General features: G+C 50.9%; 16 protein-coding genes. 10 read left to right on the forward strand and 6 right to left on the reverse strand.

The annotated features are described in order from the left end of the window. Positions 1-102 precede the first annotated feature (102 nt). Both lptF and lptG read left to right on the forward strand, forming a co-directional pair. Positions 103-1,233 carry an LPS export ABC transporter permease LptF gene (gene lptF, locus Q1A69_RS04860; RefSeq protein WP_299581937.1) on the forward strand — a complete coding sequence of 377 codons (1,131 nt, stop codon included), beginning with the start codon at positions 103-105 and terminating at the stop codon, positions 1,231-1,233. Further along, the gene (gene lptG, locus Q1A69_RS04865) at positions 1,226-2,287 is read left to right on the forward strand and encodes an LPS export ABC transporter permease LptG (RefSeq protein ID WP_299581939.1); all 1,062 of its coding nucleotides are present in this window, start codon (positions 1,226-1,228) and stop codon (positions 2,285-2,287) included. The genes lptF and lptG overlap by 8 nt, the downstream gene beginning before the upstream one ends. Positions 2,288-2,292: 5 nt before the next feature. Here the strand turns inward: lptG and Q1A69_RS04870 are convergent, their stop codons facing one another. The 3 genes from Q1A69_RS04870 to Q1A69_RS04880 form a co-directional block, all read right to left on the reverse strand. Further along, positions 2,293-2,784, reverse strand: a complete 492-nt coding sequence (locus Q1A69_RS04870) for an RDD family protein (RefSeq protein WP_299581941.1) — start codon at positions 2,782-2,784, stop codon at positions 2,293-2,295. 76 nt (positions 2,785-2,860) lie between these two features. Continuing rightward, entirely contained in the window at positions 2,861-3,349 is a 489-nt protein-coding gene (locus tag Q1A69_RS04875; RefSeq protein ID WP_299581944.1) for a hypothetical protein, read from the reverse strand. Between the two features lie 387 nt (positions 3,350-3,736). Continuing rightward, positions 3,737-4,453: a class I SAM-dependent methyltransferase gene (locus Q1A69_RS04880; protein WP_299581947.1), complete on the reverse strand. Its 717-nt coding sequence runs from the start codon at positions 4,451-4,453 to the stop codon at positions 3,737-3,739. A 74-nt stretch (positions 4,454-4,527) separates the two neighbouring features. On the opposite strand from Q1A69_RS04880, the gene Q1A69_RS04885 reads away from it, so the two are divergent. The 4 genes from Q1A69_RS04885 to Q1A69_RS04900 all read left to right on the forward strand — a co-directional run bounded on the left by Q1A69_RS04885 (position 4,528) and on the right by Q1A69_RS04900 (position 7,913). Then, a complete protein-coding gene (locus Q1A69_RS04885; RefSeq protein WP_299581950.1) occupies positions 4,528-6,162 on the forward strand; it encodes a choline dehydrogenase in 1,635 nt (544 codons plus the stop codon). Beyond that, positions 6,159-6,962 carry a putative RNA methyltransferase gene (locus tag Q1A69_RS04890; protein ID WP_299581953.1) on the forward strand — a complete coding sequence of 268 codons (804 nt, stop codon included), beginning with the start codon at positions 6,159-6,161 and terminating at the stop codon, positions 6,960-6,962. The genes Q1A69_RS04885 and Q1A69_RS04890 overlap by 4 nt, the downstream gene beginning before the upstream one ends. A gap of 71 nt (positions 6,963-7,033) precedes the next feature. Continuing rightward, positions 7,034-7,489: a tRNA adenosine(34) deaminase TadA gene (gene tadA, locus Q1A69_RS04895; protein ID WP_299581956.1), complete on the forward strand. Its 456-nt coding sequence runs from the start codon at positions 7,034-7,036 to the stop codon at positions 7,487-7,489. Continuing rightward, entirely contained in the window at positions 7,476-7,913 is a 438-nt protein-coding gene (locus tag Q1A69_RS04900; protein WP_299581959.1) for a potassium channel family protein, read from the forward strand. The genes tadA and Q1A69_RS04900 overlap by 14 nt, the downstream gene beginning before the upstream one ends. A gap of 24 nt (positions 7,914-7,937) precedes the next feature. Here Q1A69_RS04900 and Q1A69_RS04905 read toward each other — a convergent pair whose 3' ends face one another. Continuing rightward, positions 7,938-8,693 (reverse strand): glycosyltransferase family 25 protein, encoded by a 756-nt coding sequence (locus Q1A69_RS04905; protein ID WP_299581962.1) that lies wholly within the window; start codon positions 8,691-8,693, stop codon positions 7,938-7,940. A gap of 829 nt (positions 8,694-9,522) precedes the next feature. Between Q1A69_RS04905 and Q1A69_RS04910 the strand changes: the two genes are divergently transcribed. Beyond that, entirely contained in the window at positions 9,523-10,722 is a 1,200-nt protein-coding gene (locus tag Q1A69_RS04910) for a multidrug effflux MFS transporter (protein WP_299581965.1), read from the forward strand. A 74-nt stretch (positions 10,723-10,796) separates the two neighbouring features. Beyond that, entirely contained in the window at positions 10,797-11,450 is a 654-nt protein-coding gene (locus tag Q1A69_RS04915; protein ID WP_299581968.1) for an SGNH/GDSL hydrolase family protein, read from the forward strand. A 61-nt stretch (positions 11,451-11,511) separates the two neighbouring features. Here Q1A69_RS04915 and Q1A69_RS04920 read toward each other — a convergent pair whose 3' ends face one another. Beyond that, positions 11,512-12,015, reverse strand: coding sequence for a lactoylglutathione lyase family protein (locus Q1A69_RS04920; RefSeq protein ID WP_299581971.1), 504 nt, complete (start codon positions 12,013-12,015; stop codon positions 11,512-11,514). A 95-nt stretch (positions 12,016-12,110) separates the two neighbouring features. Here Q1A69_RS04920 and Q1A69_RS04925 point away from each other — a divergent pair, with 95 nt between their 5' ends. Together Q1A69_RS04925 and Q1A69_RS04930 are read left to right on the forward strand one after the other, a co-directional pair. Next, complete coding sequence (locus Q1A69_RS04925) at positions 12,111-12,980, forward strand: LysR family transcriptional regulator (protein ID WP_299581973.1); 870 nt, start codon at positions 12,111-12,113, stop codon at positions 12,978-12,980. A 25-nt stretch (positions 12,981-13,005) separates the two neighbouring features. Further along, on the forward strand, positions 13,006-13,845 hold the full coding sequence (locus Q1A69_RS04930; protein ID WP_299581976.1) for a nucleoside deaminase: 840 nt from the start codon (positions 13,006-13,008) through the stop codon (positions 13,843-13,845). Positions 13,846-14,265: 420 nt separating this feature from the next. Here Q1A69_RS04930 and Q1A69_RS04935 read toward each other — a convergent pair whose 3' ends face one another. Then, a complete protein-coding gene (locus Q1A69_RS04935; protein ID WP_299581979.1) occupies positions 14,266-14,703 on the reverse strand; it encodes a hypothetical protein in 438 nt (145 codons plus the stop codon). Between the last annotated feature and the right edge of the window lie 124 nt (positions 14,704-14,827).

Below are 14,827 nucleotides of genomic sequence, written 5' to 3' on the forward strand. Positions count from 1 at the left end.
GTTTAACCTGCTCGCTTATGGATTGCTGTAGCCAATGGGAAACTTGTTCAGTTTGAGTCCAGATTTCGTCACACCGCTGTCACCAAGGAATTCGTTCGCACTGTGATTATTTTCCGCTATCTCTGCCGTGAGCTGCTGTTTGCCACGCTGGCAGTCAGCGCAGTTCTGCTGTTAATGGTGATGAGTGGCCGATTTGTGAAATACCTTGCGGAGGCTGCTGCAGGGGATATTTCGGCTAATATCCTTTTTTCCCTGATGGCATTCCGCCTGCCGGGGTTCCTTGAATTAATCTTGCCGCTGGGATTATTTGTGGGAATCCTGCTGGCCTATGGGCGTCTCTATGTAGAGAGCGAAATGACGGTGCTGCACGCTTGTGGTTTCAGCGAGTGGCGCCTGTTGTTTTATACCATGGCGCCGGCTATGGCCGTGGCTTTGTTCGTGGCCTCTATGAGTTTGTACCTTACTCCCGCCGGTGCAGAGCGCTCCAACCTCATGCTCAATGCGGAAAAGGCTCGCAACGAGTTTGATCACCTGGTACCTAAGAAATTTATATCCACCAGCGGTGGCCAGGCGGTGTATTACGCCGAGGCCCTGAGCGAAGATAAGTCCACCATGTTGGGGGTGTTTCTCGCTGAGCTGGGAGCCACCGATGCGGAGACAGAAGCGAATCACCAGGTGGTGATTCGCGCTCGTGAGGGCGTGCAGCAAGTCGATCAAGAAACAGGACTGCGCTACCTGGTATTACGTGATGGGTATCGTTATGAAGGTATTCCAGGGCAGCGGGAATACCGGCAGATGGCATTTTCCAGCTACGAAGTCTTGATGGAGGCGCCTCAGCTGCGCAACCGTTGGCGCGACCAAATGGAGTCGGCACCTACTCTACAGCTGGTCGGTAGCGATGACCCGAAGGAAACGGCCTTTCTTTACTGGCGCCTGAGCTTGCCGGTGTTGGTGCTTGTGGTTGCCGTATTGGCGGTGCCACTGTCGCGCACCAACCCCCGTCAGGGGCGCTTTATCAAAATGTTTCCCGCCATACTCTTGTATCTCATTTACCTGGTAGTTTTACAGGGGGTTCGCGGGGCTATTGAGGATGGCAAGTACACCAACCCAGCGGTGATCTGGCTGGTACATCCGCCGTTCCTTCTTATCGGACTTTTGCTCCTGGCGATGAGGAATTGGCGTCGCAAACCCAGACCGTTGCCGGAAGGTGTTAAGGAGTCGGCCGATGCTTAAATTGGATTTGTACATTGGTCGTACCATTGCCTTGGCGGTTTTTGTGGTACTGCTTATCATTCTCGGCCTCGATATTATCTCTGCTATCGTGGACCAGCTGGGCGATCTCAAGAAAGACTATGGCTTTGCTGAGGCCGTGCAGTACGTTCTGTGGAAGCTGCCCGCGCGCATCTACGAGCAGCTGGGTTTCTCGGCTTTGGTAGGCTGTATGGTGGGGCTCGGGACACTTGCCGGAACCAGTGAGCTCACGGTGATGCGCGCTGCCGGTGTATCTATAGGCCGAATTGCCTGGGCGGTGATGAAGCCGATTATCCTGCTTATTTTTATCGGCTTGGCCCTGGCTGAATTTGTGATTCCCAAGACCAATATCATCGCTGAGAGCAATAAAGCGCGGGCCCTGGGTGAACTCGAGGCGAGCGGTCTGGAAAGTGGATTATGGCTAAAAGACAGCGGTGAATTTGTACACTTCAATGCCGCCCTGCCGGATGGCGAACTCTATGGTGTCACGCGCTACAATTTTGCCGACAACCGCGAACTTAAGTGGGTGGAGTTTTCTGAAAGGGGGCACTTCCAAAGAAAGCAGTGGCAACTGGAGAACAGCCGCAGCACCAGGTTCCAGGAGGAAAATACACAAAGTGAAGTGCTGCCAACAAGCGTTTGGAAGGCGGAAATTTCCCCGGAGCTGTTTGCGCTCATAGTGCCTCTACCCTCGGATCTGTCGCCGCGTAGCCTTTGGGCTTACGGTACGTTCCTAGACCGCAAAGGTGAGGACTCCGGTCGCTACTGGCTGGAGTTTTGGAAGAAGCTGTTGCAGCCGCTGACCATTGCTAGCTTGGTGATGGTGGCAATTTCCTTCATTTTTGGTCCGCTTCGTGAAGTCACCACAGGCCTCAGAGTCTTCACCGGTATCATGGTAGGGATTATCTTCCAGACGGTGCAGGGGATGCTTGGTCCCTCATCACTGGTGTTTGGCTTCCCTCCGCTGCTCGCTGTTTTGGCCCCTGTGTTGCTGTGCTTTGCTGCGGGCTGGCTGTTACTCAGGCGAGCCCGCTGAAGCGCTTACTTCTTCCTCTTGGGCAGCACACGTACCTGCGATTCAGAAATCAGGTCGTGCCAGCTGGCTTTGTCCGACCGGGCCCAGGCGGAAAAATAGCCGAGCCCCAGGCAGGCAATAGATAGCGGAGCGACGATGGCTCGCAGGATACATTGGCGCCAAGTGAGCTGTACCCCGTCCGGGTTGGCTAAAATCAGGCGCCAAGCACGCATGCCAACGGTCTGCCCGGCTACACGCCAGGACCAGAAAAAATAGCCGGCGATGACCGCCACAGCCCCCAACTGATAGATCGGACCGCCCACGCAGGGGCGGTAATCCATGGCTTCCGGCTGGCAATTCAATCCACCCAGTACTGACGCGATGGGCAGGGCAATAAAGCCGTAAACCATCATCAATCCCATCAGGATCAATAAGTCGTACATCAGTGCTGCTAAGCGCCGGCGAATACTGGCAATCGGCAGCTCTGGAAATGAGGAAGGGGTCTTCGAGGTGCTCACGGCTATCTCCGCCAAATTCAATTGGCGGAGATTCTAACAAACCTGGAGGAGGGCAAGGATAAGTCGTCTGCCAGAGTTAAAATTCGTACTCGAAGGAAACCTTGAACTTATCGTCAGATAGGCTGATCCCGTAATCGACCGAATTGCCTATCTTGCCGCTATTAGTGGTATAGCGCAGCAGGCTCCGCTGAACCGTGCGCTTGTTGCGCTGCTTGTAGGTTTCCCAGCCTATCTTGAGGATTTTTGATAGCGCTCTACCGCCCGAGGTTGGGCGATACTCACTGGGGTAAGTATGCATTTGCAGCCATTGGTAATTGAGGCGCCGCTGTGTACTGTTCATGGAATTATTGCGGAGAAAGTCTGCGGCCTGAAACAGTGCGGCATTGTCCATAGCGAATGCACTGTCGCTAAAAAACAAATTCACCGATTGTGTATTCAGAGCTTGCTGGGAATCGGGAATAAATAATTCATCGGCGGTGCAGAAGCAGCAGGTGGGTAATAAGAGCAATCCAGTGGCCTTGGCTAAGGCATTGCTCGGTCTGATTCTGAAACTGCAGAGTGCCATTATTTCTACCCCAGGGTGTTACATCTCATTTGGATAGCCGCAAGCGGTCGTTAAATTTATTATGGGACACCCAAATCAAAGCGTTGCCCCATAGAAAATAGGCGGCTTCTACTACTTCACTTACTGGACAGTCGGAAATTAAGAGGTATTTCCCGGAAAGCCGCATGGATTGGATGCTTTTCTATTTTTGTCCAAGCAGTCGGGCCTGTGAGTAGCGGGACGACAATGTTTTTTTATTATTATTTTGATATGGCCACACAAAAGTTAATGAAAAATTAGTATTGAAGTGAAGCCTATTTAATTAAGTCGGTAGCGGATTCGACGGGACCTAAATACTGGGGTGTCGCTGGAAATATCTATACTGCATATTTGGCGCCACGCATTTATTCAATCAGTGTTGTGTGGCAAAGGGCGAAATTGCCCGATCAGTATCAGTGAGGCGGGTTTGTTTGTTACGGGGTTGATGGGTTCGCGTAATGAAGAAAGCGTCAAACCGTTTTCACAAAACAGGTTGACCCAGCTGGCGAGAGTGCGGAAATACCAGGGCGCCGCTTCCTGAAAATTGCCGTCTATACCCTCCCAGCTACCGGGTCGCCAACCATCGTGGTAGCCCTCGTCACCACAGGAGGTGAGTGGATGCAGGGTTTGCACAAGAAAATAGCCCTGCGGATTTAGCAGAGAGCGGGCTCTGCTGAAGACAGCATTTGTGGCTTCCCGGCCGATGAGTGAGAAGTTGCATACGAGTACATCGAATTTATGCCCAAAGGCTTGTGGTTGGAGATCTTCGTAGCGCAGAGTGCAAAAGTGTTGTCGTACTTGCCCGCGACGTTTGGCTTCAGCGATTAATTCTGCGACGCCATCGATACCACAGACCTCTATCCCCTCTGCCGCCAGGCAGCGGGCGAGCCAGCCTTCACCACAGCCAATATCAAGCACATTGGTGGGGTTGTGTGTCAGGATGGCCTCCATAATGGCGCGGTCGGTGGCTAGCCTACGGCTGGGTATCGCCGCTCGATCTATAACCCTGACCCACGCCTTTGCATTGCTGTGCCAACTTTGCAGGACTTTAATGTCGCTGAATTCGTAATCCTTCACCTTTACCATTGCAGATCCCTGTAATTTTATTCGTGTTGAGTGTACCGTCGTGTGAAATCCAGCTGCAAAGGTGCTGAGGTCCCATGTCCACTCAAATGGTGTTTGATTATGTGATCGTAGGTGCCGGCTCTGCCGGCTGTGTATTGGCCAACCGGTTAAGCGCTGATGAGCAGCACCGGGTTTGTCTATTGGAGGCGGGGCCACCGGATCGTAGCCCACTGATCTCCATGCCCCTGGGGATAGGAATGCTGCTCTCGGGCACTAACTATAATCTCCACCACTTCACTGAACCACAGCAACACTTGCATAAGCGGCGCCTGTTTTGGCCGCGAGGCCGGACTCTCGGTGGTAGTAGCTCTATTAATGCAATGGTCTACATTCGTGGTCAAGGTGAGGACTATGATGCCTGGGAAGCCACCGGTAATCCGGGCTGGGGATGGCGCGATATCCTGCCTTATTTCTTAATGGCCGAGGGCAATGAGCGTGGTAGCGATGCTCACCATAGTGGCTATGGCCCACTTACCGTTAGCGACCTGAAGTGGAAGACCGAGTCTGGCCATGCATTCTTGCGTGCAGCGCAGTCTGCGGGACACCGAGCAAATAGTGATTTTAACGGCGGTCATCAGAGTGGCGTTGGTTTTTACCAGGTCACTCAGCGAAGAGGGCGGCGATGCTCGGCAGCCGCAGCCTATTTACACCCGATAAAGAAGCGCCCTAATTTACGTGTGCTAACTCGCAGTCCTGTGGCACGCCTGATACTGAAAGGTGATAGGGCAGTGGGGGTGGAGTTACTCAATGGCAAAAAAATCCTGGCCAATAAGGAAGTATTGCTCAGCGCCGGAGCAATCCAGACTCCGCACCTACTACTGCTCTCGGGCATTGGTCCTCAAGAGGAGTTACGCAAATTTAATATTCTGCTACAGAATCACCTGCCGGGGGTGGGTAAAAACCTCCAGGACCATTTGGATATCACTCAGGTGGTGGAAACTTCGGCTCCAGTTACTTTTGCCAATGACTTGTGGGCGAAACTGAAGCATGCGGTGCGTGCGCCTGAATGGTTCTTCCTGAATCGTGGTCCAATTACCAGTAATGTCGCTGAAGCTGGTGGCTTCGCCAGTTCAACCTTGGCTCATGGCCGCCCAGATGTACAGTTCCACTTCTCTGCAGTGCCAACTTTTGATCATGGTTTCAATAAGCAATCGGGGTATGGTTACTCGCTGCACGCATGTGCATTGCGTCCCAAAAGCCGCGGTGAAGTAACGCTCAATACCGAGGATCCAAAGACACTGCCGAGTATCCAGCCCAATTATCTGAGTGATCCAGAGGATATGCAGGTGATGCTTGAGTCGTTCGAAATGGCTCGGGACATCATCCATCAGGAAGATCTACAGCGTTACCAGAAGCGCCTCTGGTTACCGGAACAGAAGCTCACCAGCAAGGCTTCCATCAAGCACTACATTCGTCAGCATGCCGAGACGATTTATCACCCGGTGGGAACTTGTAAGATGGGCAATGATGATCTCGCTGTTGTCGATGCGGAGCTAAAAGTACACGGTGTGGATGGACTGAGGGTTGTAGACGCCTCCATAATGCCGGCCTTGATCAGTGGCAATACCAATGCGCCGGTGATCGCCATTGCGGAGAAGGCGGCAGATCTTATCTTGCGGCGCACTCCACCATCGTTGATGAAGAATACACAAGTTCAGGAAGTTGAATGATCTGGCAATGTCCCCTCTGCGCAAAGCCATTGACGCTGGGTAAAGATGCCTGGCTCTGCAGTAACCGGCACAGTTTTGATCGCGCTCGGGAAGGTTACGTAAATTTATTACCCGTTTATCGCAAGCGCCGCAAAGATCCTGGGGATTCCACCGAGATGTTGCATGCGCGCCGCCGTTTCCTCAAGGCGGGCTACTATCGTCCTTTGGTCGAGGCGATTACCGCACTACTGCCGTACCGGCCGGGGCGCCGGCTTTTGGATATCGGTTGTGGGGAGGGCTACTATTTACGCCAGCTGGAGTCTGCCGGCTGGCATGGGCACGCCCTGGCCGGGGTGGATATCTCTAAGTCCGGAGTGCGCATGGCGGCGAAATCGGATAGCGCGGCCCAGTTTGTCGTGTCCAGTAATGCCAATTTGCCGGTTGCCTCAAGCAGTGTGGATCATTTGCTGCGTATTTTTGCGCCGGCACCGGATACTGAGATGCTGCGGGTAATAAAGGAAGGGGGGCATTTACTGGATGTCTCTCCCGGACCGGATCATCTGTGGACCCTGAAAGGGCATCTCTACCGGGAGGCACGCAAGCATCCCGCGCCTAAGCTGGTGGAAGGTTTATACCCGGAAGTCGACTTACGCTGCTGTTTTCCCTTCGAGCTGCGTGGGCACACAGCGATTTCGGACTTTCTAGCGATGACGCCTTTTGCCTGGAAGGGTAACCGGGAGGCGCGAGCGGAACTGGAGCAGCAGGAGAGTCTGATACTTGAGGCGGACTTTATTGTGCGCCGCTTTATCAAGCGCAATTAACTTGGCAGCGATTGGCGTACGCTGTATGCGCGCGCTGGCATTTTGTGTCGTTAGAGGTATAAGAAAGATTTATGGCAACACCGAAAGACTATGCATTTATGCGCAGAGCGCTGGAGTTAGCACAGCTTGCTGCAGAAAGGGGAGAGGTGCCGGTCGGGGCGGTACTGGTGCGCGAAGGCCAGGTCATCGGTGAGGGCAGCAACCGGCCTATTGGCAATTGCGATCCCAGTGCCCATGCGGAAATTGTCGCACTGCGCCGTGCGGCTGACGCTGAGCAAAACTATCGTCTGCCAAACACTACGCTTTACGTCACTATTGAGCCCTGCACTATGTGTTTTGGCGCTCTTATGCATGCGCGGGTTGGGCGTTTGGTCTTTGGCGCCAATGAGCCTCGTGCAGGTGTGGTTGAGAGTCAGCTGAAATTGAGCGAGGCCGGCTTCTTCAATCATAAAATTTCGGTGGAGTCGGGTGTAATGGCAGAGGAGGCCGGTAGGCTGGTTCGCGAGTTTTTCCATGATCGACGCTGAAATGTCTTTTGCATTTGCGGTGAACTGCATCCTCGTTGCCACCGTTGTGCTCATCCATCACGAGGTGCTCAACGCCCTGGTACACCTTGGGCGCTGGCTGCATGTGCGGCATAACCTGGCCATTGTGGTGGGTGTGTTTGGCGCACTCTTGGCGCATATCGCCGAGATCTGGCTTTTTGCCTATGGTTATTACTTTATGGTCAACTCGCCTTATTTCGGCACCCTGGAAGGGAATTTTAGCGGCAGCCTGCTCGACTGCGCCTATTTCTCTTTCACGACCTACACATCACTGGGTTTTGGCGATATTGAACCCCTGGGGCATCTGCGCTTTACCGCTGGACTCGAGGCCTTGACCGGACTGGTGATGATCACCTGGACCGCCTCTTTTATGTTCCTGAAAATGCAGCGATTTTGGGATATTTAAGCGCGTCCAAACTCAGGGTTACAATTAGAGCTTCATTCGTGCGGTACGCCCTGGGCGCTGCTTGGGCTTGCTCGCCGGGTAGAACTCTTTTTTGTAGCGATACAGGTAGACATGACGCTCAATACTGCGCCACAGCTTGCCAAAGGGGTGCAGCCAGTAGAGCCAGCGGGCAACTTTAGCCCTAGCGATATTGGATTTTTCGATACTGGACGTGTGTGCGGTTTCCCACAATATATGGGGTTCCACGCCATAGAGCTTCAGATCAAACTGCCAGAAGTGATCAAAGACCTTATCGATAGGTTCGAACAGTTGGCTGGCATGCCCAAGCACTTTTTCCATACCTCTGCGGTTCACCAGGTAACCCTGGGCACCACACCAACCCCGTTCCGGACGTACGAGTTTGTGTATACCGTCGTTTAGGACGCGGATGACTTTGCGTTTTCTTACCTTTAAGCCCATTAACCGCACCATCTCCACCTCTGGGGGCAAGCGTTCGAGTTCGGCCAATACCCTGCCGAAGTCCTCTTCCAGTTGGACGTCGTCCTCGAGAATACAAACTCGCTGAAGACCAGCTTGGTACGCTTGGCGAATAGCGCGTAGGTGGGCCAGGTAGCAGCCGATTTCGGAGTTTTTTAATTCACAGAGGTGCCGCCAACGGGTGGTGGCATTGGCTAGGGTCTCGCCGGTTTCGAACCTGGGTATACCATTGCGTCCATCGACACCAGCGACCTGATTGGCACGCAAGCGCTGGGATTTGAGTGAGCCTAATAACTCGTGCACATCGCCCCCCTCCGGGTACAGAGTGATCACCCAACAGGGCGTATGGGCAATAAGAAAAGGGGTTTTTTGTTGTCTGCGCTCAAGGGGTGAGCGGGTGCGTAGCGGAAGCCTCGCGGCCAAGCGTTGACGAGGGCGCGGTTGCAGTCTCTCAACCTTTAACTTTGCTAATGACCTGGCCGGTGTACTCTTACTCCTGTGAGTTTTCCCCTGTGTCATAGTCTGCCGCCAATTTGTAAGCGGTAGGAGCTTCTGTTGAGATCGACCTGCTCAAGAGGTGAGATATTGCGTCGGTGCATATTCACAGTCTCATAGAGAAATAGAGCTAAATGAGTACAGGAGTTGACAGCATAATTGCCTTGGGCGAAGGGTTTTCATGTTTTTGTGCCCAGTTTCCGACCTGTGGGCACTACTCTCCTGTACCAAGCCTGTTGAAATTGTTGCTAATGGTGGATCTTAGTGTCCGACTTTTGAGTCGGCACGGATGTTAGTTGGTCTGTGGTCAGGATGCTTGGCGGAAAACATTTTTGAGGGGGCTGGAGAGTTTTGTACCCCTGCGTAAGGGCCGGTAAGGGGCATGGGTACCCTGGCTAAGAAATTGGGCAGTTTGGGCCGGAGGCCTATGAGGCATGACGGAGAATTAAGGCGTATAGACGTGTATTCGCAGTAGCTCGCAGGAGAAGGGTATTCTCTAGAGTTCCTACGTGAGCGAGAAAATAAGCTGTTGTTACATGTAGGCTCGGAATTTTCTCTAGTGGGGAAAGTATATTCTCTGGGCGTTTTACGCTGGGCGTTATGTTAAGTTTTTGGAACCTGGTATTGGGAACCTGTTATGAAGTTGGATTTTTTTAAGATGGCCCTCATTCTTGGGCTGCTGAGCTGCGTTGGCCCTATTGCCATCGATATGTACTTGCCGGCTCTGCCGGATATTGCCCAGGGGCTAGGTGCACCGGTGGAGGCTGCGCAGTACACCCTGATGTCCTATTTTATTGCCTTTGGAGTGTGCCAGCTATTTTATGGCCCTGCATCGGATATGTTCGGGCGAAAACCGCCACTCTATTTCGGTTTAGTACTTTTTACACTGGCGTCTGTTGGCTGTGCTTTAGCGCCCACGATAGAGTCGCTGATTGTACTGCGATTTTTACAGGGGGTTGGTGCCGCTTCAGTGATGTCGATCCCAAGGGCGGTAATTCGTGATTACTACACTGGCACCCAGGCCACTCGATTGATGACAACTGTGATGTTGGTGATCTCTATATCGCCGATGCTTGCCCCACTGATAGGGAGTGCTTTGATTATTCCCTTTGGCTGGCGTAGCGTGTTTTTACTTATTGCCCTGCTAACCCTTGCCAGTTTAATACTGGCGATAACCAGCCTGCCCGAAACCCTGCAACGAGAACACCGGGTGCCTTTTCGCTTAAATGCCATGTTCGGTGCTTTTTCCACATTGCTACGCGATCCTGTTTATGTGGGCTTGACTTGCATTGGTGGTCTGGGTATCGCCAGCTTTTTCTCTTTCCTGGCTACGGCCTCTTTTTTATACACAGACTTTTACGGACTGACACCAACGGAATTTAGCCTTGCCTTTGCCTTAAATGCGCTGGGGTTTTTTACCTCAAGCCAGTTTGCCGCAAACCTTGGTGTTCGCTATGGCTCTGTGGCAGTGGTTAAGTGGGCCACCGCTGGCTTTGCCGTCAGTTCCCTGGGAATGTGCATGGTGGTTTTTTCAGGCTTCGACCAATTTATCTTGCTGGTGGCGATGTTACTGACCTGCAATATTTTTCTGGGGTTAGTGATTCCCACGGCCATGGTTTTATCCCTTGAAGAACATGGCCCTATTGCCGGTACTGCGGCCGCTTTGGGGGGCGCCCTGCAAATGTTACTCGGCGCACTGGCTATAGTTGTGACCAGCTTGGTATTTGATGGCACACCCCTGCCGCTGACTGCAGCCATAGCCGTTTGCGGTATTAGTGCACTGGCTATATCCCGCTTAACTTTGCGGGGCATTGCTCACTTGGCGGTGCCATACTAGAAGCCGATTTTGGGCCCTGGTGGCAAGGGGCCAGATTTGAAGCTTCTTTTCAGAACAGGCTGAGGTTCGGCTAGATGGAAAATATTCTGGTTTATTCCGATAGTGTCTCCTGGGGAATCATTCCCGGTACCCGCAAACGCTTGCCATTTAGTCAGCGCTGGCCGGGTGTTTTGGAATCTTGCCTAAATAGAGACGGCCGCAAGGTGCGGGTGATTGAAAACTGCCTCAATGGACGTAGGACCGTTTGGGAGGACCCGTTCCGGGCGGGCAGGCGGGCGGTGGACGGCCTGGCGCAAGTGATTGAAATGCACTCTCCGCTGGATTGTGTGCTTTTAATGCTGGGCACCAACGATTTCCAGGATACCCACGATAACCGGGCCTGGATGTCCGCTCAGGGAGTGGCAAAATTAGTGTCAATAATCCGGGAGGCCCCCACAGAACCTGGTATGCCAGTTCCTCAGATTCTAATTATTGCTCCCCTTGCGATTGTTGATCCCAAAGGTATGATCGGGAATAAATTTACCGGTGCTGAACAGCGCTGCAGAGGGCTTCCCCAAGAATTGGACAATGTTTCCCGTGATTTGAACACTTTATTCTTGGATGCAAACGCCTGGGTAAAAGTCAGTGAACGGGATGGTGTGCACCTGGATGAAGATCAACACGAGATACTCGGAAAGGTGATTGGCGACTTCCTAGTGAAAAGTCCTGTTTTTGATAGGAAGAAATAACACACCGGGTGGGACATCTCTTCATGGGCACCGGATCTACCGGTGCCAGATACCGCGGGGGTTAACTGTAGGCACCACTACTGTAAACCAGCTCGTAACTATGGCTGTAGAGCTCCAGGATGTTGCCAAACGGATCTTCCATATACATCATTCGGTAGGGCTTTTCTCCAGGGTAGTAATAGCGGGGTTTAGACATGCGTTTTTTGCCCCCCGCAGCCACGATACGCTCGGCTAGCTCTTCCAGGTTGGGGTCCTGCACACAAAAATGGAATATGCCGGTCTTCCAGTATTCAAAATTATTCTCGGGATTTTCCTGTTGAGGGAATTGAAATAATTCGACCCCGATGCGGTCTCCTGTCGATAAATGCGCTATACGAAAACTGCCCCAGCCCCCGCCAAAAACATCCGTACACATATCACCGATGGCACTGTGATCTTCCTGAATCTCCGTGGGAGACATGATTAGGTACCAGCCCATCACTTCGGTGTAAAACTTCACTGCGGCCTCTAAGTCCGGAACCGAAATACCAAGATGAGAAAAATTCCGCGGGTAAATGCCTTTCATAAGCTTATCTCCAGTGTGTGAGGTGGGGATAAAGTTACACTGTAGAGTTAATTACATATAATTATGATTGTTGATCATTTTAAGTAACTATTGTAATGATAAATCCGGTATGGCTGCGTAGCTTTTGTACACTGGTTGAGCTGGGCCACTTCACACGCGCTGCCGAGCGCTTGCATATGACCCAGTCTGGCATCAGTCAGCATTTACGTCGGCTGGAGGACTTTCTAGGATTGGCATTGATCCAGCGTCAGGGGAAGCAATTCACACTGACCGAGGCCGGTGAAAAGCTCTATTGCGAGGCCCAGGATCTCGTTGATTCCCTCTCGACACTGGGCCAACGCCTTGGCGAAGACCCCGCTTATGAAGGACTGGTGAGAATCCACTCTCCTGGCAGTGTCGGCCTTAAGCTCTACCGCAAATTACTGCGTGTGCAGAAAGAACATCCAAAACTGGCCGTAGACTATCGTTTTGCGCCTAACCAGGGAGTAGAAGAATCCATACTTAGATACAAGGCGGATATTGGGTTTATGACTATGCCTTCAACACTCACGGAAATCGCGAGCCAGCCTGTGGGTAGTGAAGAGCTCCTATTGGTGACTCCTGCGTCAGTCAAGCGGGTGGATTGGAGAGCGTTGTTGCAGCTGGGTTATATCGGTCACCCGGATGGCGCCCATCAGGCGGGGTTGCTACTAGGCGCGAATTTTCCCGAATTTCAACATGTAGATATGTTTAGGCTAAAAGGGTTTTGTAACCAAGTTAGCTTGATCCTAGAACCTGTCAGCTTGGGGTTGGGTTTTACAGTGTTACCTGCTCATGCCGTAAATGCTTTTCACAATTTTGAGCAGATTAAGTTCCATCGTATGGAGTATTCTATCAGTGAAACACTATTTCTGATTACCCGTCGTCACAAGGTTATACCGGCACGGGTAAAAACTGTGATTTCTTTAGCCAGGGAGTGGCTTTAATCAACTGAAATGCTTCGGGCGTTGTATGTTGCGTTTTATTTTCGTTTTATATTTTACTGTGCTTGCCTTGGGGGCTCGGGCTGAAGTACCGCCTAACTCTCCTATACAACAGGAAAAAGACGAGATACTCATGTTGCTTGCCTACTCGGTTGCTTATCTGGGCTGGGTAGGTCCAAAAGACAAGCCAAAGCGCGGTTACAATATTGCGGCAGTCCTCTATGACAATACTCAGGAAAAAATCGTAGGTGTGCAACGCAATGCTGTAGGTTTGTGCCGAGATAAAACTCAGCATGCCGAGGTGCGGCTAATGCAGCAGTGTATCCTTAGTAAGTGTCGTGGAAAAGATACTGATTATCTGGGCAATGCCACGATTTATAGCACTCTGGAACCATGCATGATGTGTGGGGGTATGATGATTTTTCTCGGTGTCTCCAGGGTTATTTATGGTCAGTCCGATCCGGATTTTGGTAAAAATATAGAAAGACTACAGCAGGATTTTAGATCTGATTGTAAATATAAGGCAGAGTCAGTAATAGGTATAGAAAGAGTTTGCAAAATAGATGTCCCGGCTAATTATAGATCCAGAAAGATAATTTCAGAGCCTTCCACCTTGTTGCAGAGAGCCCAGTTGGAGGGGGCATTTGCCAGCTACCGTTTAATATTTGGCAGTATAATTACAGAGTTTTTGATGAGTGATGAGGCTGAGAATATTTATCGAGTTGCCCACCAGCGATTGTTGGAGTACAAGCCTGATTACCAAGAAAATAGTGCCGTACTGTTAGAAAGTCAAATGCAATTGAAGAAATTAAAAGGTAATGTGGGAGACCTTGATCGCTGTTTAATAGGAGGTCAGCACAAGCATTAATGTTGTAAAGTGTTTGTCTTTAGGGGGGGTTAATGGTTGATTTTCTGAGAGTGAATATTGGAATTGTGGGCAGCCTAATTACTAGTTACATTTCGAGAGATGCGTCTTTATTTTTTTAAATTTTGGAGAAGGTCAAATTCTCAATGTTTCCATAGCAGAAATTTAGCCTATAACGCCATTAAAGCTCTTAGATAAAATACCAAGCCTATAAGGGTGCCAGTTGATAGTCATGGAATATGTGTTCCAGGTTGATCGGAAAATCTATGGGGCGGGCTGAAGATAAAACAATTCATAGTCGTATATCTCGCTATCATCCAGGGGCATACTACTCGATTTTATGGGGGGCACCTTGGCAAATAAATTATCTTTCAGGAATAATTTCCCCCTATTAACTTGAGTTTAATTTTTTGGTTTTTCAGGCTAAGTAATATTCCAGCGTTTGCGGGAGTCTTCAAGCGCTATAGTTGTTGAAAATCCCAAGGCTTTTGCAATTTGCGTTGCATCCATAGATTGGACATCTAGTGAATTAAATTTCTCCCTCCGAGCCGCATCTAGTATGCGCCTGAAAGATGTATTTTGTTCATTAAGGCGTATCTGCAAGGAGCGCTTATGCACCTGAAGGATGTCTGCTAGGAAGTCCAGGCTAGTAGCGCCCTCAGGTAAATAATTTTTTATGATGTCTTTGCACCGATCAGGTAAAGATTCATCAGACTTCATTTCTTTAAGCTGTTTTTTAGCAGTCAGTTTATTCAGGTCGAGAGAGGGTTTTCCGGGGCTGCATAATTCTTTGTTGAGAATCGTGTTTTCAAAACTGATGCAGTTTTTGTTGTGTCCGAAAGCAATGGGAACATTAATCAATGAGGCAGCACTACTCATCAAATCGGGATTATGGTGAGTGAAGTGAATCCTAGATTGCCAACATAAGTGACACACGTTTACCCACCAAAAATTCCAGTGGGCTCAAGTAATTTAACACCTTCCT

The organism is uncultured Microbulbifer sp. (assembly GCF_947498635.1).
Classification (GTDB): Bacteria; Pseudomonadota; Gammaproteobacteria; order Pseudomonadales; family Cellvibrionaceae; genus Microbulbifer; species Microbulbifer echini.

Coding starts and splice junctions, on each gene's coding strand:
- Q1A69_RS04885 (WP_299581950.1), top strand. CDS start 4,528: ATGTCCACTCAAATGGTGTTTGATTATGTGATCGTAGGTGCCGGCTCT.
- Q1A69_RS04880 (WP_299581947.1), bottom strand. CDS start 4,453: ATGGTAAAGGTGAAGGATTACGAATTCAGCGACATTAAAGTCCTGCAA.
- Q1A69_RS04910 (WP_299581965.1), top strand. CDS start 9,523: ATGAAGTTGGATTTTTTTAAGATGGCCCTCATTCTTGGGCTGCTGAGC.
- Q1A69_RS04930 (WP_299581976.1), top strand. CDS start 13,006: ATGTTGCGTTTTATTTTCGTTTTATATTTTACTGTGCTTGCCTTGGGG.
- Q1A69_RS04890 (WP_299581953.1), top strand. CDS start 6,159: ATGATCTGGCAATGTCCCCTCTGCGCAAAGCCATTGACGCTGGGTAAA.
- tadA (WP_299581956.1), top strand. CDS start 7,034: ATGGCAACACCGAAAGACTATGCATTTATGCGCAGAGCGCTGGAGTTA.
- lptG (WP_299581939.1), top strand. CDS start 1,226: ATGCTTAAATTGGATTTGTACATTGGTCGTACCATTGCCTTGGCGGTT.
- Q1A69_RS04875 (WP_299581944.1), bottom strand. CDS start 3,349: ATGGCACTCTGCAGTTTCAGAATCAGACCGAGCAATGCCTTAGCCAAG.
- Q1A69_RS04920 (WP_299581971.1), bottom strand. CDS start 12,015: ATGAAAGGCATTTACCCGCGGAATTTTTCTCATCTTGGTATTTCGGTT.
- Q1A69_RS04900 (WP_299581959.1), top strand. CDS start 7,476: ATGATCGACGCTGAAATGTCTTTTGCATTTGCGGTGAACTGCATCCTC.
- Q1A69_RS04915 (WP_299581968.1), top strand. CDS start 10,797: ATGGAAAATATTCTGGTTTATTCCGATAGTGTCTCCTGGGGAATCATT.
- Q1A69_RS04925 (WP_299581973.1), top strand. CDS start 12,111: ATGATAAATCCGGTATGGCTGCGTAGCTTTTGTACACTGGTTGAGCTG.